General features: G+C 65.4%; 14 protein-coding genes. 9 read left to right on the forward strand and 5 right to left on the reverse strand.

The window, feature by feature from the left end; genetic code table 11:
• The first annotated feature begins 237 nt into the window (after nucleotides 1–237).
• Nucleotides 238–612: a preprotein translocase subunit SecG gene (gene secG / locus OXQ33_RS00245; protein ID WP_267432444.1), complete on the forward strand. Its 375-nt coding sequence runs from the start codon at nucleotides 238–240 to the stop codon at nucleotides 610–612.
• Between the two features lie 106 nt (nucleotides 613–718).
• Nucleotides 719–2,368 (forward strand): CTP synthase, encoded by a 1,650-nt coding sequence (locus tag OXQ33_RS00250; RefSeq protein WP_267432445.1) that lies wholly within the window; start codon nucleotides 719–721, stop codon nucleotides 2,366–2,368.
• Between the two features lie 303 nt (nucleotides 2,369–2,671).
• Here OXQ33_RS00250 and OXQ33_RS00255 read toward each other — a convergent pair whose 3' ends face one another.
• Complete coding sequence (locus OXQ33_RS00255; RefSeq protein ID WP_267432447.1) at nucleotides 2,672–3,148, reverse strand: Hsp20 family protein; 477 nt, start codon at nucleotides 3,146–3,148, stop codon at nucleotides 2,672–2,674.
• A 245-nt stretch (nucleotides 3,149–3,393) separates the two neighbouring features.
• Here OXQ33_RS00255 and OXQ33_RS00260 point away from each other — a divergent pair, with 245 nt between their 5' ends.
• From OXQ33_RS00260 to OXQ33_RS00280, 5 genes are all read left to right on the forward strand, one after another.
• Nucleotides 3,394–5,856: a TonB-dependent receptor gene (locus OXQ33_RS00260; RefSeq protein WP_267432449.1), complete on the forward strand. Its 2,463-nt coding sequence runs from the start codon at nucleotides 3,394–3,396 to the stop codon at nucleotides 5,854–5,856.
• Nucleotides 5,857–6,524: 668 nt separating this feature from the next.
• Nucleotides 6,525–7,775 (forward strand): lipoprotein-releasing ABC transporter permease subunit, encoded by a 1,251-nt coding sequence (locus OXQ33_RS00265; protein ID WP_267432451.1) that lies wholly within the window; start codon nucleotides 6,525–6,527, stop codon nucleotides 7,773–7,775.
• Nucleotides 7,776–7,788: 13 nt separating this feature from the next.
• Nucleotides 7,789–8,487, forward strand: coding sequence for an ABC transporter ATP-binding protein (locus OXQ33_RS00270; protein ID WP_267432709.1), 699 nt, complete (start codon nucleotides 7,789–7,791; stop codon nucleotides 8,485–8,487).
• Nucleotides 8,484–9,077 (forward strand): GNAT family protein, encoded by a 594-nt coding sequence (locus tag OXQ33_RS00275; RefSeq protein WP_267432453.1) that lies wholly within the window; start codon nucleotides 8,484–8,486, stop codon nucleotides 9,075–9,077. Before OXQ33_RS00270 ends, OXQ33_RS00275 begins: the two co-directional genes overlap by 4 nt.
• Nucleotides 9,074–9,553: a glutathione peroxidase gene (locus tag OXQ33_RS00280; RefSeq protein WP_267432455.1), complete on the forward strand. Its 480-nt coding sequence runs from the start codon at nucleotides 9,074–9,076 to the stop codon at nucleotides 9,551–9,553. The genes OXQ33_RS00275 and OXQ33_RS00280 overlap by 4 nt, the downstream gene beginning before the upstream one ends.
• A gap of 104 nt (nucleotides 9,554–9,657) precedes the next feature.
• Here OXQ33_RS00280 and OXQ33_RS00285 read toward each other — a convergent pair whose 3' ends face one another.
• On the reverse strand, nucleotides 9,658–10,161 hold the full coding sequence (locus tag OXQ33_RS00285) for a DUF308 domain-containing protein (RefSeq protein WP_267432457.1): 504 nt from the start codon (nucleotides 10,159–10,161) through the stop codon (nucleotides 9,658–9,660).
• Between the two features lie 167 nt (nucleotides 10,162–10,328).
• Here OXQ33_RS00285 and dnaE point away from each other — a divergent pair, with 167 nt between their 5' ends.
• A complete protein-coding gene (gene dnaE / locus OXQ33_RS00290; RefSeq protein WP_267432459.1) occupies nucleotides 10,329–13,817 on the forward strand; it encodes a DNA polymerase III subunit alpha in 3,489 nt (1,162 codons plus the stop codon).
• Nucleotides 13,818–13,916: 99 nt separating this feature from the next.
• Here the strand turns inward: dnaE and OXQ33_RS00295 are convergent, their stop codons facing one another.
• Together OXQ33_RS00295 and OXQ33_RS00300 are read right to left on the reverse strand one after the other, a co-directional pair.
• Nucleotides 13,917–14,051 (reverse strand): hypothetical protein, encoded by a 135-nt coding sequence (locus OXQ33_RS00295; RefSeq protein ID WP_267432461.1) that lies wholly within the window; start codon nucleotides 14,049–14,051, stop codon nucleotides 13,917–13,919.
• Nucleotides 14,052–14,099: 48 nt separating this feature from the next.
• Nucleotides 14,100–15,167, reverse strand: coding sequence for a PA0069 family radical SAM protein (locus tag OXQ33_RS00300; RefSeq protein ID WP_267432463.1), 1,068 nt, complete (start codon nucleotides 15,165–15,167; stop codon nucleotides 14,100–14,102).
• A gap of 106 nt (nucleotides 15,168–15,273) precedes the next feature.
• On the opposite strand from OXQ33_RS00300, the gene OXQ33_RS00305 reads away from it, so the two are divergent.
• A complete protein-coding gene (locus tag OXQ33_RS00305) occupies nucleotides 15,274–15,606 on the forward strand; it encodes a VOC family protein (RefSeq protein WP_267432465.1) in 333 nt (110 codons plus the stop codon).
• On the opposite strand, the gene moaB is transcribed toward OXQ33_RS00305, so the two are convergent.
• The gene (gene moaB / locus OXQ33_RS00310) at nucleotides 15,607–16,134 is read right to left on the reverse strand and encodes a molybdenum cofactor biosynthesis protein B (protein ID WP_267432467.1); all 528 of its coding nucleotides are present in this window, start codon (nucleotides 16,132–16,134) and stop codon (nucleotides 15,607–15,609) included.
• Nucleotides 16,135–16,195: the final 61 nt, after the last annotated feature.

The following is a 16,195-nucleotide window of genomic DNA, read 5'->3' on the forward strand; positions in this document are numbered from 1 at the left end:
ACTTGGGTCAACGGATTTCCATTCTTCCCGGAACTTGCGCGGGGAGGGGCCATGATGTCGGCGATGATGGCGAGGGCGGGACGGGCGGACAGGACCCTTCGCTACGCACTGCGAGCGCTGTCCTCCTGCCCGAGCAAGCTGGGGGGACGGGGTTTGGCCCCGCATGGTTGATCCCGCCCCCCGGCTCGCCTATGTGCGCGGTTTCGCACACCCCTCAATCGGGATCACACGCGCCTCATGTTCGCATTTCTGCTCGTCATCCACGCTCTTATCGCCGCGACCCTGGTCACGGTGATCCTCATGCAGAAGTCGGAAGGCGGCGGTCTGGGCATGGGGGGCAGCCCGTCGGGGCTGATGTCGGCGCGCGGTGCGGCGGACTTCCTCAGCCGCGCGACGGCGGTGCTGGCGACGGCGTTCGTCGGCTTCTCGATCCTGCTGGCCGTGCTGGCGGCGACGCGCGGCGCGCCTGCCATCGATACCTCGCTGGCGCGCACGCCCGCGACTCAGGCGCCGATCACCGCGCCGGCACCCGCACCCGTTCCGTCGGACAATGCGGCGGCCCCGGCACCGGCGCAGCCCGTCGATAATTCGGCGGTTCCGCTCGCACGCTAAACCTCGTTTTTATAACAGCTTAGGCCAACGCGCCGCCGCAAATCGACGGCGGCGCGCATCTTTGCTGTTGTCGTATCCACCCCATCCAAGCTAGGCGATTCTTCCCATGGCGCGGTATATCTTCATCACCGGCGGCGTGGTTTCGTCGCTCGGCAAAGGCCTCATGGCGGCCTCTCTTGCGGCTCTTTTGCAGGCACGCGGTTACCGCGTCCGCATCCGCAAGTTCGATCCCTATCTCAACGTCGATCCGGGCACGATGAGCCCGTATCAGCATGGCGAGGTCTATGTGACCGACGACGGGGCCGAGACCGATCTCGACCTGGGTCACTATGAGCGTTTCACCGGCGTGGCCTCACGCCAGTCGGACAATGTCACTTCGGGGCGCATATACAAGACGATCATCGAGCGCGAGCGGCGCGGCGACTATCTGGGCGCGACCGTCCAGGTGATCCCGCACGTCACCGACGCGATCAAGGCGTTCGCGCGGGCCGATACGGTCGACGAGAATGGCGAGGATCTGGATTTCGTCCTGTGCGAGATCGGCGGCACGGTCGGCGACATCGAGTCGCTGCCCTTCATTGAGGCGATCCGCCAGCTCAAGAACGAGCTGGGTCGCGGTCAGTCGATCAGCATCCACGTCACGCTGGTGCCGTACATCGCGGCGGCGGGTGAGCTGAAGACCAAGCCGACCCAGCATTCGGTGCGCGAGATCGCCGCACTCGGCGTGTCGCCCGACGTGCTGGTCTGCCGCTGCGAGCATCCGCTGCCCGCTTCGGACCGGGCCAAGATCGCCCTGTTCTGCAACGTGCCGCCCTCCGCCGTCATTCCCGCGCTGGATGCGCCGAGCATCTACGCCGTGCCGCTCCAATACCATGCCGAGGGTCTCGATTCGGAAGTGCTCCGCGCGTTCGGGATCGAGCCGGAAGGTGCTCCGAACCTGTCGCGCTGGACCGAGATCGTCGATCGCCTCTTCAATCCCGAAGGCGAAGTCACGATCGGCGTGGTCGGCAAATATGTCGGGCTTCAGGACGCTTATAAGTCGCTCAACGAGGCGCTGGTGCATGGCGGCATCGCCAACAAGGTGAAGGTCCATATCCGCTGGATCGACGCCGAGCTGTTCGAGGGCGACGAGAGCGAGATCGCGCAGCAGCTCGAACCCTGCCACGCGATTCTGGTCCCCGGCGCGTTCGGTGAGCGCGGCGCACAGGGCAAGATCGAGGCGGTTCGCTTCGCACGCGAGCGTCGGGTACCTTATTTCGGTATCTGCTTCGGGATGCAGATGGCGTGCGTCGAGGGCGCGCGGCATCTGGCGGGGATCGCGGACGCCTCTTCGACCGAGTTCGGTCCGACCTCCGAGCCGGTGGTCGGTCTCATCACCGAGTGGATGGGCCGCGATGGCTTGGAGAAGCGCGAGGCCAGCGGCGACATGGGCGGCACGATGCGGCTGGGCGCCTATCAGGCGAAGCTGGCGGGCAACAGCGTGGTTGGCTCCATCTATGGCAGCGAGGACATCTCGGAGCGGCATCGCCACCGGTACGAGGTCAACACCGCCTATAAGGACGCGCTGGAAAAGGGCGGCCTGGTGTTCAGCGGCATGTCGCCCGACGGCACCCTGCCGGAAATCGTCGAGCGGCCCGACCATCCCTGGTTCGTCGGCGTGCAGTTCCACCCCGAACTGAAGTCCAAACCCTTCGACCCGCACCCGCTCTTCGCCAGCTTCGTCGAAGCGGCGGTGAAGCAGAGCCGGTTGGTGTGATTTCCAAACCCCGCCTTCTGATGGAGGCGGGGTTTTCTTTTTGGCGGGGCGTGAACGGGGGCAAATCTATTCCTCCCTGAGCTTAGCTCGGGGAGGGGGACCGCGCCCGAAGGGCGTGGTGGAGGGGCATGGCCGGTCCGTCATCGCCCCTCCACCATCGCTGGCGCGATGGTCCCCCTCCCCAAGCAAGCTTGGGGAGGAGCAGGGCTTGCTTCGTGCGCTCAGCCCTAAAACAAAAGGCGCCCGGACCCGTCGGTCCGGACGCCCCGCGACGTCTTTAGGGAGGGAAAGACGTCGAGCCTCTTACGCCGCCTTGGCCTCGTCGGCCTTGTCGGCGTGATGTTCCACCGCCGCGAGCGGCTGGCCCGTCTTGATCGCGATCGTCTTGGGCTTCATCGCCTCGGGCACCTCGCGGACGAGGTCGATGACGAGCAGGCCGTCGTTCAGGCGCGCATCCTCGACGAACACGAAGTCCGCCAGTTCAAAGCGCCGCTCGAACGAGCGATTGGCGATCCCGACATGGAGGAAGTTGGGCGAACCCGCCTTCTCATCCTTCTTGCCGGTGACGAGCAGCATGTTCTGCTGCGCGGTGATCTCGATCTCGTCACGGCTGAAGCCCGCCACCGCCAGGGTGATGCGGTAGCGATCGTCGGCCAGACGTTCGAGGTTGAAGGGAGGGTAATTCTCCGCCGAATTGGCCCGGGAATTGGCCTCCAGCAGATCGAACAGCCGATCGAAGCCGATGGTCGAACGGCGATACGGAGTCAGATCGATACGCATGTCAAAACCTCCATCAGAAGCGAATTGAAACGGGATCGGCCGGATCGCCCCGGCACGGGGCGGCTCGACCCATCCGTGCGGCCCGGTATCGGCGTCGCACGCGAACCCATATGGTTCACGAACAAAAGGCTTCAAGAGCCTTTTCGGATCGGAAAGCAAATCTTCGGATCGGCCAAGCCATGGCTCGCTTGAATGCCTACTAAAACCATGTGTGAATAGGATATGAAATCAAAAGGGGAGCTTCCATGTCCTTGACCCTCGCGCTCATCCTGGCCGCCCAGGCCACCACGCCCCAGACCGCTTCCGAACGAGCAACCGATCCGCAAGGAACATCGGTCGTGACTGCACCCGCCACTCAAGAGGGCCGCCCCGAAGGACGCCTCGGTACCGCGCAACAGGGTGGGGGCGATGTCGTCGTCACCGCGCGCAGGCGCGCCGAGACGATCCAGAGCGTTCCCATCGCCATGTCGGTGATCGGCGGCACCGCGCTGGCCGAGACGGGGACGTACAATGTCAACCGGCTGACCCAGATTCAGCCGACGCTGCAATTCTATTCGACCAACCCGCGCAATTCGGCAGCCAATATCCGCGGGCTGGGCGCGCCGTTCGGCCTGACGAATGACGGGATCGAGCAGGGCGTCGGCATCTATGTCGATCAGGTCTATTACAGCCGCATCGCCTCGGCGACGTTCGACTTCACCGATACCGAGCGGATCGAGGTGCTGCGCGGGCCGCAGGGTACGCTCTATGGCAAGAACACCACGGCGGGCGCGATCAACATCATCACCCGCGCACCCAGCTTCACGCCCGAGGCGCGGGTCGAACTGAGCGCAGGCAATTACGATTTCTTTCAGGGCAAGGCGTCGGTCTCGGGCCCGCTGGTCGACGACAAGGTGGCGGTCCGCCTGTCGACCTCGATCACCACGCGGCGCGGCACCATCTGGAACACGCGTCAGCAGGAATGGCAGAACAGTCAGGACAATCTGTCGCTGCGCAGCCAGTTCCTGTGGCATGCGACCCCGACGCTCGACCTGACCCTGTCCGGCGATTATGCGCGGCAGAACCCCAATTGCTGCGTCCAATATTATGCGCGGGTCGGCGCGACGCAGCGACCGCTCAATCGGCAATATGCCGCGCTGGCGGCGGCGCAAGGCTATAGCGTGCCCTCGACCAATGCCTTTGATCGGCTGACCGATGTCGATACCGATCTGCGTGCCAAGCAGGAACTGGGCGGGCTGTCGCTGGTCGCCAATTGGGATGTCGGCGAGGCGACGCTGACCAGCGTGTCGGCGTGGCGCTTCTGGCATTGGGACCCGTCCAACGACCGCGACTTTATCGGCCTGCCGATCACCACCGTGTCCGCCAATCCGTCGCAGCAGAGCCAGGTGACGCAGGAAATCCGTATCGCGTCGAACGGCAAGCGGACGCTCGATTACGTTCTGGGCGCCTTTTATTTCTGGCAGTCGATCGACACGCAAGGCTTGCAGGTCCAGGGCCCGGCGGCGAGCGCCTTCCTGCTCAACCCGACCAGTGCGGGCGGGCGCGATCCGGCGACGCTCAACGGGCTGACCGCGCGCAATACGATCGGCTTCACCAATACCTCGGCGGCGCTGTTCGGCAAGCTGACCTGGCATGTCGATGACCGTCTGTCGGTATCGCCCGGCCTGCGGCTCAACTATGACCGCAAGGACGGCTCCTATGTGTCGACCGTGACCAACGGGGCGGGCTCCACGACGCTGACCAGCGACCAGCGCGGCGTTCTGGCGCCGCAGAATTACACGCCGTCCTTCACCAACTGGAACCTGTCGGGCGACCTGACCATCGCCTATGAGTTCAACCCCAACGTCCATTATTACGCGACCTATGCGCGCAGCTATAAGTCGGGCGGCATCAACCTGTCGGGCCTGCCGCTCGACGCGCAGAACAACCCGATCCTGGCGACGCAGACCGTGCGGCCCGAAAAGGTCAACCATTTCGAGCTGGGGCTGAAGACCCAGTTCGCCGACCGGCGCGCGACGGTGAACATCGCGGGCTTCTGGACCGAGATCGGCGATTACCAGGCGACGGTGAACAACCTGCAGGTCAACGTCCTGCGCGGCTATCTCGCCAATGCGGGGCGGGTGCGGACGCGAGGGGTGGAGATCGACTCGGCCTTCCGCCCGACCAACCGGTTCAACGTCTATGCCAATGCGGCCTTTACCGATGCGCGCTACACCCGCTTCACCAATGCGCCTTGCCCGCCGGAATTGTCGGGCGGCACCGCGCTGCCGGTGGTGAACGGCCAGATCGTCGGCACTCCGGCGGCGGCTGGGACGCCGGGCAATTCGCTGCCTTATTGCGACATCTCGGGCCAGTGGCTGCCGGGCGTCTCGCGCTGGGCTTTTTCCTATGGCGCGGAATATGACCTGCCCGCGACCGTGGCGGGGACCGAGGGGCAATTCTATCTCGGTTACGATGGCAGCTATCGGTCGAAATTCTCGTCCAATCCGTCACGCTCGGCCTATACCGATATCAACGGCTACAGCCTGTCCAACGTGCGAGCGGGGTTCAAGGCGCCGGGCAGTTGGAACGCCTTCGTCTGGGTGCGCAATCTGTTCGATCACAATTACTATGAGTTGCTGGCGACCCAGTCGGGCTCGACCGGTCTGATCGTCGGGCAGCCTGGCGATCCGCGGACCTATGGGTTCACGATTTCCAAGTCGTTCTGATCAATTCCTCCCCAAGCTATGCTTGGGGAGCGGGACCGCCGGGCGTTAGCCCGGTGGTGGAGGGGCGGGGACCTTCGCGGGCGTTGCCTGCCCCTCCACCACTCGCTTTCGCGAGCGGTCCCCCTCCCCATCGGAGATGGGGAGGATTGGGGGACGAATCACAGGATTCGTCCACATTCGGTTCATCTTGATTTGGTATAGCCAAGGTCCCGTGAACGGGCGCCGGGCCGGCATCTGGGGACGGAAGTCTGGAAGCTCCCCGTTTCCCTGGCCGGTTCCGGTGGCTTTTCCCGAGCGTGGAGCGATCGTGTCGGTGCCCGAATGCCAAACGCCCGGACCGTTTCCGATCCGGGCGCCTGCGTGACGATCGCTCGTCAGCCCCCTTTTCCCGCTCCCGCATCAACCTCTTTGGGTGAGCGTTGGAGCAATCCCCGAACCACGGCCGTTGCTGCCTGTGTCTCAGTAAGATTGTGGTACGTTAGGAAGGGCGGGCTTGTCATCCCTCTTGCGGCATCCGCGCTACGATTGGCGCGGCTGTGTGGCACGCGCGCAACAATCGCCGGAGTCGCCGGTTTTGCAAGCCGAACCGGGCGCGGCATTGCCAGCACCCGGCGGCGCTCCTACAGCCTGCGGGCATTTCGTCTTCTTCATGGATCGATCGGACCTCAATGATCCTGTCTCGTTACGAACGGATGATCGCGCGGCGCTATCTGCTGCCGGGCAAGGGGGAGGCGTTCATCTTCCTCGTCGCCTCGATCAGCCTGGTCGCGGTCATGCTGGGCGTCGCCGCGCTCATCATCGTCATGAGCGTGATGAACGGCTTTCGCGCCGAGCTGTTCGACAAGATCGTCGGGCTGAACGGCCATGCCGTGGTGCAGGGGGTGGGCGGTCGCCTGCCCGACTGGCGCGACATCGTGCGCGACGCCCGGGCGACGCCGGGCGTGACCAGTGCGGTGCCGATGATCGAGCAACCTTTGATGTCCAGCTATAATGGCCGGGTCGAGGCGGTGCTGGTCCGCGGCATGCGTGTCGCCGATATTCGCGGCAACTCCGCGATCCGCTCCAAGATCGTCATGGGCAATCTGAACAGCGTCACGCCCGGCAGCGGCCGTATCGCGATCGGCAGCCGCCTGGCCGAGGCGCTGGGCGCCAGCGTCGGCTCCGAGATTTCGCTGATCAGCCCGCAGGGGCAGACGACCCCCTTCGGCACGGTGCCGCGCATCGTTAGCTACACGGTCGGGGCGATCTTCGAGATCGGGGTCTACGACTATGACAAGGCCTATGTGATCATGCCCATCGAGGATGCGCAGACTTTGCTCCTGATGGGCGATACGGTCGGCATGGTCGAGATCCAGACGGTGGATGCCGACCGGGTCGGCCAGATCCTGGCGCCGCTGGCCGACAAGCTGGGCGGACGCGCGGTGATCGCGGACTGGCGGACGATGAACGCGCAGTTGTTCGAGGCGCTGGCGGTCGAGCGGGTGGCGATGTTCACCGTGCTGTCGATCATCATTCTGGTCGCGGTGTTCAACATCCTGTCCTCGCTGATCATGCTGGTCCGCGCCAAGACCCGCGACATCGCGATCCTGCGGACGATGGGCGCGACGCGCGGCGGCCTGATGCGCATCTTCATGACGGTGGGCACGACCATCGGCGCGCTGGGCACGGTCGCGGGGCTGGCGCTGGGCGCGGTGTTCCTGTTCTACCGACAGGGCGTGGTGAATTTCGTCCAGTTCGTGACGGGTCAGAATCTGTGGGATCCCTCGATCCGCTATCTGACCGAGCTGCCCTCCAAGACCGACCCCGTGGAGGTCATCGTGATCGCGTCGATGGCGCTGGTCTTCTCCTTCCTCGCCACGCTCTACCCCGCCTGGAAGGCGGCGAGCACGGACCCGGTTCAGGTGTTGCGCTATGAATGATCCGATCATCCGCATGGGCGTCGCCCCGGAACCCCGCACGGCCCAGCCGGTGCTGGAGACGCGCGAGCTGTCGCGCAGCTTCACCCAAGGCGGCCAGACCATCGAAGTGCTGCGCGGCGTCGACCTGGCCGTCGCGCCGGGCGAGATCGTCGCGCTGCTGGGCCCGTCCGGCTCGGGCAAGTCGACGCTTCTCCAGGCAGTCGGCCTTCTGGAGGGCGGCTTTTCCGGCTCCATCCGCATCGCGGGCGAGGAGGTGTCGAAGCTGGACGCCCATGGCCGCACCGTCGCGCGGCGCGATTATCTGGGCTTCGTCTACCAGTTCCACCACCTGCTGCCGGACTTCAATGCCATCGAGAATGTCGTGTTGCCGCAACTGGTGCAGGGCAAGCTGCCCGCCGCCGCCGATGAGCGCGCCAAGGGTCTGCTCACTGCACTCGGTTTGGGACACCGGCTGACCCACCGGCCGAGCCAGTTGTCCGGCGGCGAGCAGCAGCGTGTGGCGGTGGCCCGTGCGCTCGCCAACCAGCCGCCCTTGGTGCTGGCGGACGAGCCGACCGGCAATCTGGACGAGCATACCTCCGAAGTGGTGCTGGCCGAATTCCTGCGGCTGGTGCGCGGGGAAGGCTCGGCGGCGCTGGTGGCCACGCATAACGAACGACTTGCGATGAAGATGGACCGGGTGGTTCGGCTGCATGAGGGTCGCCTGCAATGAATGCCTGGAGCGAGACGCCGACGCTGACCGGGCGCCATGTCACGCTCCGCCCGTTCGTGGAGGCCGATTTGCCCGCGTTGGTCGAGGCGGCGCGCGAAGGCGATCTCTGGAACATCTTCTACGCCAATGTCTCGATGATGAAGGTGCCCGAACGCTGGCTGGCGGCGGCGCTGAAGGAGCGGGATATCGGTCGCGCCCTGCTCTTCACCGTCGCGACGCCAGATGGCCAGGTGGTCGGCACGACCCGCTACATGCGCATGGCCCCGCAGCATCGGCGGCTGGAAATCGGCGGCACCTTCTACGCCACCCGCGTCCAGCGGACCGGCGTCAACACCGAGGCGAAGCGGATGCTGCTGGCCCATGCCTTCGACGCGATGGAGTGCCAGTCCGTCCAGATCCGCACCGATGCGCTCAACCTGCGCAGCCAGGCGGCAATCGAGCGGTTGGGCGCGAAGAAGGACGGGGTGTTGCGCGGACATCAGGTCATGGCCGATGGCCGCGTTCGTGACAGCGTGGTCTATTCGATCCTTCGCCACGAATGGCCGGGCGTGCGCGCCAATCTCGACTATCTGCTGGGGAAACACCGATGAGCGGGATCGCGGATTTTACCGTCCTGGCGGCGGACGGTTCCGCCGTCGATCTGTCGGCCTATGCGGGGCGGGTGGTCCTGATCGTCAACACCGCGTCCCAATGCGGTTTCACCCCGCAATATGAGGGGCTGGAGGGGCTGCATCGCCGATATGCGGGGCAGGGGCTGACCGTGCTGGGTTTTCCCTGTAACCAGTTCGGCGCGCAGGAGCCGGGCGATGCGGCGGAGATCGCGAATTTCTGTACGCTGACCTATGACGTGACCTTCCCCGTGCTGGCCAAGGTGCAGGTCAATGGCGACGGGGCCGATCCGCTGTTCCAGTGGCTGAAAGCGGAAGCGCCCGGCGTTCTGGGGACCAAGGCGATCAAGTGGAACTTCACCAAATTCCTGGTGGATCGTTCGGGGAAGGTGGTGGCTCGCTATGCGCCCACGACCAAGCCCGAGGACTTGGCGAAGGACATTGAGGCGCTGCTCTGATAGGGCGGAACGTGCGCTTCGACTTCGCTCAGCGCGAACGGGCTTGAGGATGCTTCCCCCAACCCCCGTTCGGCCTGAGCGAAGTCGAAGGCCAAGGGACTAGCTCAGATCGAGAAGGCACTCGCCCCCTTCTTGTGGTCCAGCGCAGAGGCGATCGAGGTGACCCCGCCGAAGAAGAAGCTGAGCCCCAGGATATAACCCGGCAGCGTCATCGCGCTCCACGGCAAGGTCGCCAGCACGAACAGCGCCAGCACGATGTTGAGCACCCCCAGCGCGATCATCCAGCCGCGCCGCCGCCGCATCCGCGCGCCCAGCCCGATCTCCAGCGCGCCACGAAGGCCCAGCCACACCGCGACGAGCAGGGTGATCGAGATCGCACCGGTCGCCGGTTCGAACGCCATGATCAGCCCGATGACGAGCGAGATCAGGCCGAAGCCGATCGCATAGCCTCGCCCTTCATGGCCCTTGCCGAAGATGCCCGCGCCGATCGCGACGATGCCAGACGCCAGGAAGAACGCCCCGATCACCAGCGTCGCGGCCAATGTCGCGGGCACCGGAAAGACGAAAGCCGCCAGGCCCAGCAGCGCCGAGAGCACACCATATGCCAAAATCCAACCCCAGCCCGCGCCGGGACGGGGGGATGTCGCAAAGGAACGATCTGTATCGGTCATCGTCGTTGTCCCGCATTCTGAACCGATGTTCTGTTGTCGTAACGGTTCGCTTTGCGGCGGGTTCCGCGCTGGTCGAATCACGCGCGCTGGGATAGGGGTGGGACATGCATTCCGGTTATGTGCCCCTTCGCATCTTTTCCTCCTTCACGATGCTCGACGGCGCGATCGACCCGAAGGCGATTGCGGCCCAGGCCAAGGCGAACGCCTTTCCCGCCGCGGGCCTGACCGATCGCAACGGGCTCTATGCCGCGATGGCCTTTTCGGACGCCGCGAAGAAGGCGGGGGTGCAGCCGATCATCGGCACCATGCTGGGCGTCGCGCGGCCCGACATGCCCGACAATGTCGCGCCCATGGTCGACTGGATCGCGCTCTATGCGCAGGACATGACCGGTTACGACAATCTGTGCGCGCTTGTCTCGGCCGCGCATCTGGAGCGGCCCATCGAACTGGCCGCGCATGTCGGCTTCGACGTGCTGGAAAAGTTCAGCACCGGCCTGATCGCGTTGACCGCCGGGGGCGAGGGCGGCATCGCGCGGCTGTTTGCGGAAGGGCAACCCGACCGGGCGAAGGCCTATTGCGACCGGCTCCAGGCGATCTTCGGCGACCGGCTCTACGTCGAACTGGCGCGCCGCGACGATCCCGTGGAGATGGCGGCGGAGCAGGATCTGATCGACCTGGCCTATGACCGCGACCTGCCTCTGGTCGCGACCAACCCCTGCTGCTTCGCCGATAGCGGGTTCCGCGACGCGCATGACGCCATGCTCTGCATCGCCAATTCCACATATGTGGAAATGGACGACCGCCCGAAGAGCTCGCCCGAGGCGTGGCTCAAGCCTGCGGAACTGATGAAGCAGTTGTTCGCCGATCTGCCCGAGGCGATCGACAACACCCTGGTCGTGGCGCAGCGCTGTGCCGTCATGGCCCCGTGGCGCAAGCCCATCCTTCCCAGCCTGGCGGGCGACCGCGAGGGCGAGGCGGAGATGCTCCGTCGCGACGCCTTTGCGGGCTTGGAGGCGCGGCTCGACCGCATCGCCAAACTGGAGGGCGAGGGCGAGCCCGGCTGGCGCGAGGCCTATCACGAGCGATTGAAGTTCGAGGTCGACATCATCATCCAGATGGGCTTCCCAGGCTATTTCCTGATCGTCGCCGACTTCATCAAATGGGCGAAAGACCATGACATCCCCGTGGGGCCGGGCCGTGGTTCGGGCGCTGGCTCGGTCGTCGCCTGGGCACTGACCATCACCGACCTCGATCCCCTGAAGCTGGGCCTGCTGTTCGAGCGCTTCCTGAACCCGGAGCGCGTGTCGATGCCCGACTTCGACATCGACTTTTGCGAAACCCGGCGTGGCGAGGTCATCCGCTATGTCCAGGAGAAATATGGCCGCGATCAGGTCGCGCAGATCATCACCTTCGGTAAGCTGAAGGCGCGCGCGGTGTTGAAGGACACCGGTCGTGTGCTCCAGATGAGCTATGGCCAGGTCGACCGCCTCGCCAAGCTGGTGCCCAATCACCCGACCGACCCCTGGGACCTGAAGCGCGCGCTGAACGGCGTGCCGGAACTGGCGAAGGAATATTCCAACGACAACCAGGTCCGCCGGTTGCTCGACCTCGCCACCAAGCTGGAGGGCCTGCCGCGTCACTCCTCGACCCACGCCGCCGGCGTGGTGATCGGCGACCGGCCGCTGGCGCAGCTGGTGCCGCTCTATCGCGATCCGCGTTCGGACATGCCGGTCACGCAGTTCGACATGAAGTTCGTCGAGGGCGCAGGGCTGGTCAAGTTCGACTTCCTTGGCCTCAAGACTTTGTCCGTCCTGCAAAAGGCGGTGCAGTTGCTCGCCAAGCGCGGGGTCGAGGTCGATCTCGGCGCGTTGGCATGGGACGACGAAGCGACCTACGCCCTGCTCCAGAAGGGCGACACGGTCGGCGTGTTCCAGCTGGAATCGGAAGGGATGCGGCGCACCCTGTCCGCCGTGCGGCCGACCAATTTCGGCGACATCATCGCGCTCGTGTCGCTGTACCGGCCGGGGCCGATGGACAATATCCCCAGCTTCGGTCGCCGCAAGCAGGGGACCGAGGAGATCGTCTACCCGCACCCGCTGCTCGAACAGATATTGTCCGAGACCTACGGCATCTTCGTCTATCAGGAACAGGTGATGCAGGCCGCGCAGATCCTGGCGGGCTATTCGCTGGGCGGCGCCGACCTGTTGCGCCGCGCGATGGGCAAGAAGGTCAAGGCGGAGATGGACGCGCAGCGCGCCATCTTCGTCAAGGGATGCCAGGAGGTGAACGGCATTCCCGCGCAAAAGGCCAACGAGCTGTTCGACTTGATCGACAAGTTCGCAGGCTATGGCTTCAACAAGAGCCACGCCGCCGCTTACGCGCTGCTCGCCTATCAGACGGCGTGGCTGAAGGCGCATCACCCGCATGAATTCTATGCCGCGTCGATGTGCTACGACATGGCGCTGACCGACAAGCTGGCGATCTTCGTCGATGACGCGCGGCGCATGGGTGTGGCGATGCTGCCCCCGTGCATCAACGCCAGCCAGGCCGAGTTCGACGTCGAGCCACATGAGGATGGCCTGGCCGTCCGCTATGCGCTGGGCGCGCTCAAGTCGGTGGGCGAGGGGGCGATGGAGAAGCTGGTCGTCGAGCGTGAGGCGGGCGGCCCCTTCGCCTCGCTGGATGCGCTGGCCAAGCGGGTCGATCCGCGCCTGATGAACAAGCGCCAGCTGGAGACCTTGGCCTCGGCGGGGGCGTTCGACGGGATCGAGCCCAACCGCGCGGGTGTCCATGCGGTCGCCGAAACCGTCCTTGCCATCGCCGCGCGCACCCATGAGGGGCGGACCAGCGGGCAGGGCGGGTTGTTCGGCGAGACGGAAGTGGCGGGCGACGCCATCAAGCTGCCTTCGGGCGTGCGCTGGACCCTGTCGCAGCGGATGGAGCAGGAGAAGGAGGCGTTCGGCTTCTACTTCTCGGCGCATCCGGTCGACCGCCATGCGCATATCGCCAAGATGCACGGCGCGCGGACTTACACCTCGCTGACCGAGCTGATCATCCCCGACGACGGCGCGCGGATCGGCGCGACCATGGCGGCGCTGGTCGAGGATGCCCGCTGGCGGACCTCGGCACGCGGCAAGCGCTACATGATGGCGCAGCTATCGGATGCGACGGGGCAGTTCCTGGCAACCTGTTTCGACGATTCCGTCGCGGCCGATCTGGAGAAGGCAGCCAAGGAAGGCGATTGCGCGCTGATCACCGTCGAACTCGACCGCCGCCCCGGCGAGGAAGCACCGCGTGTCAGCATCAAGCGGGTGCAATTGTTCGACGGCCTTGCCAGCACGGCGAAATTCGTGGTCGAGGTGACGGTGACCGACAGGATCGCGTTCAAGGCCCTGCACGCCATGCTCGACCCCTTGCGCAACGGACGCGGCGAGGTGCGGGCGCGGATCAAGGGCGCGGATGGCGATACGCTGCTGACGCTGGGGCGCAATTTCTTGCTGGACGCCGAATTGGCGAGCCATATCGAGGATTTGCCCGGCGTGAAGGCCGTCGAGATGAAGTCGTCCGAAGCGCGCTTGGCGTTGGTCGGGTAACAGCCGCTCGTCGCCCTAGCGAAGGCTAGGGCCTTTGGCGAAGGCGCTGTTTCCTCGCCAAAGATGCCAGCCTGCGCCGGCATGACGTTATGGGGCCGATCAGCCGCCGACTTCGCGCCGGTCCTGCTCTTCCTCATCGGCATCGCCATGATTGCCATAGCCCGCACCCGAGCTGTCGGCTTCGTCCTCGTTCGGGATTGAATTGGGCTGGGTAGGCTCGGGGTTGGTCGTCATCGTCGCTCTCCTTCCTGCCCCCAACGCATCGGCCGACAGGGACGATCCTCAGAATAGCTCGCCTTGCGGGCCTTTGGGCGGACGGAACCGGCTGGTGTCGAGCATGGGTCGGTCGCGGTTCAGTCCGTGCAACCGGCATGCACGGTGAAAGCGGACGCGCAGCAGCTCCGCCCAAGGGCCCTGGCCCTTCATGCGGGTGAAGAAACCCGGATCATTGTCACGTCCGCCGCGCAAGGACTGGATGATCGCCATGACCTTGCCCGCCCGATCGGGGAAATGCGTGTCGAGCCAGGCGCGGAACAGGGGCGCGACCTCGTGCGGCAGGCGGACGGGGATGAAGAAGGCGTGACGCGCGCCCGCTTCCGCCGCGCGGGCGACCAGATGTTCGATCTCGTGATCGGTGATCGCCGGGATGACCGGCGCGATCGAGACATAGGTCGGGACACCCGCCGCCGCCAATTTCGCCACAGCGGCCAGCCGTCGCTCGGGCGTCGGCGCGCGCGGCTCGACCGTGCGCGACAGGCGCGCGTCGAGCGAGGTGACCGAGACACAGACGGTCGCCAGCCCCTTAGCCGCCATGGGTGCCAGAATGTCGAGGTCGCGCACCACCCGGTCGGACTTGGTGGTGATCGTGACGGGGTGATCGGTCTCGGCCAGCACCTCCAATATCTGTCGCGTGATACGCCATTGCTGCTCGATCGGCTGATAGGGATCGGTGTTGGTCCCCAAGGCGATCGGCGTAACCGCATAGCCCGGCTTGGCGAGTTCGACGCGGAGCAACGCCGCCGCATCGGGCTTGGCGAACAGCCGGGTTTCGAAGTCCAACCCCGGCGAAAGATCGTGATAGGCATGGGTCGGCCGCGCGAAGCAATAGATACAGCCATGCTCGCAGCCGCCATAGGCGTTGATCGACTGGCTGAACGGCACATCGGGCGAGCTGTTGCGGGTCAGGATCGTCCGGGATTTGACTACCGTCACGCTCGTCCGCAGCTTGGGCGGCTCGCCATCGATCAGCGGGCGCTGGTCCAGCCAGTCGCCGTCCGCCTCATGCTCGGGCAGGTTGAAACGCCTGCTCGTCGCATTTCCCGTCGCGCCGCGCCCCGTCATTTTCGACATGGGCGCACCGTCGTGAAAGGGACCATGACGTCCGAGGAATCGCGCTTGACCATGCGGTCAGATTAGATCATCAATCGGAACGTATCAAGAACATCAGGAGGTGATCATGGCGCGGTTCGATTATCTGGAGCTTCCGGTTTCCGATCGGGCGGAAGCCAAGCGTTTCTATGCCGAGGCGTTCGGCTGGAGCTTCACCGATTTCGGGCCGGATTATGCCGCGACGATGAGCGGCGACACCGACCTTGGCCTGGACGCCGCGTCCGATAAGGTGGCGGCGCCGTTGCCGGTGATCCGCGTCGATGATCTGGAGGCGGCACAGGCGGCGGTCGAGCGCGCGGGTGGGGCGATCAGCGTGCCGATCTTCGCCTTTCCGGGCGGGCGGCGCTTTCATTTCCGCGACGTCGACGGCCATGAACTGGCGGCGATGCAGGCCGACTGATCAGCGCTCCAGCAGGCGCGGCATCAACTCGACGAAGTTGCAGGGACGGTGGCGGCTGTCGAGCTGGTCGCGCAATATGCCGTTCCAGGCGTCCTTGACCGCGCCGGTCGAGCCGGGCAGCGCGAAGATATAGGTGCCACGCGCGACGCAGGCGCAGGCGCGCGACTGGATGGTCGAAGTGCCGATCGTCTGGAAGCTGAGCCAGCGGAAGAGTTCGCCGAAACCGGGGATCATCTTGGTCGCGACCCGTTCGACCGCTTCCGGGGTCACGTCGCGCCCGGTCACCCCGGTCCCGCCGGTGGTCAGGATGCAGTCGATGCTCGCGTCGTCGATCCAGCGATGGAGTTGCGCGACGATATGATCGACATCGTCGCGCAGGATCGTCCGCTCGGCCAGGTCATGCCCCGCCTCGGTCAGCAACCCGACCAGCGTATCCCCCGAGCGATCCTCGGCCAGTGAGCGGGTGTCGGAAACGGTCAGCACCGCGATGCGGACGGGAAGGAAGGGGCGGGTGGTGTCGATGGGCATGGCGGCTTTCGATACTGGGTTTCGCGGCTGAACGCTCGGGTGGGGATATCGGGGGCGGCTG

Source organism: Sphingomonas sp. GM_Shp_1, from assembly GCF_026540895.1.
Classification (GTDB): Bacteria; Pseudomonadota; Alphaproteobacteria; order Sphingomonadales; family Sphingomonadaceae; genus Sphingomonas.

Bases quoted from the DNA above. Each gene is read 5' to 3' on its own strand.
- OXQ33_RS00265 (WP_267432451.1), top strand. From the start codon at position 6,525: ATGATCCTGTCTCGTTACGAACGGATGATCGCGCGGCGCTATCTGCTG.
- secG (WP_267432444.1), top strand. From the start codon at position 238: ATGTTCGCATTTCTGCTCGTCATCCACGCTCTTATCGCCGCGACCCTG.
- OXQ33_RS00250 (WP_267432445.1), top strand. From the start codon at position 719: ATGGCGCGGTATATCTTCATCACCGGCGGCGTGGTTTCGTCGCTCGGC.
- OXQ33_RS00305 (WP_267432465.1), top strand. From the start codon at position 15,274: ATGGCGCGGTTCGATTATCTGGAGCTTCCGGTTTCCGATCGGGCGGAA.
- OXQ33_RS00275 (WP_267432453.1), top strand. From the start codon at position 8,484: ATGAATGCCTGGAGCGAGACGCCGACGCTGACCGGGCGCCATGTCACG.
- OXQ33_RS00295 (WP_267432461.1), bottom strand. From the start codon at position 14,051: ATGACGACCAACCCCGAGCCTACCCAGCCCAATTCAATCCCGAACGAG.
- OXQ33_RS00255 (WP_267432447.1), bottom strand. From the start codon at position 3,148: ATGCGTATCGATCTGACTCCGTATCGCCGTTCGACCATCGGCTTCGAT.
- OXQ33_RS00270 (WP_267432709.1), top strand. From the start codon at position 7,789: ATGGGCGTCGCCCCGGAACCCCGCACGGCCCAGCCGGTGCTGGAGACG.
- moaB (WP_267432467.1), bottom strand. From the start codon at position 16,134: ATGCCCATCGACACCACCCGCCCCTTCCTTCCCGTCCGCATCGCGGTG.
- OXQ33_RS00260 (WP_267432449.1), top strand. From the start codon at position 3,394: ATGTCCTTGACCCTCGCGCTCATCCTGGCCGCCCAGGCCACCACGCCC.
- dnaE (WP_267432459.1), top strand. From the start codon at position 10,329: ATGCATTCCGGTTATGTGCCCCTTCGCATCTTTTCCTCCTTCACGATG.
- OXQ33_RS00280 (WP_267432455.1), top strand. From the start codon at position 9,074: ATGAGCGGGATCGCGGATTTTACCGTCCTGGCGGCGGACGGTTCCGCC.
- OXQ33_RS00300 (WP_267432463.1), bottom strand. From the start codon at position 15,167: ATGTCGAAAATGACGGGGCGCGGCGCGACGGGAAATGCGACGAGCAGG.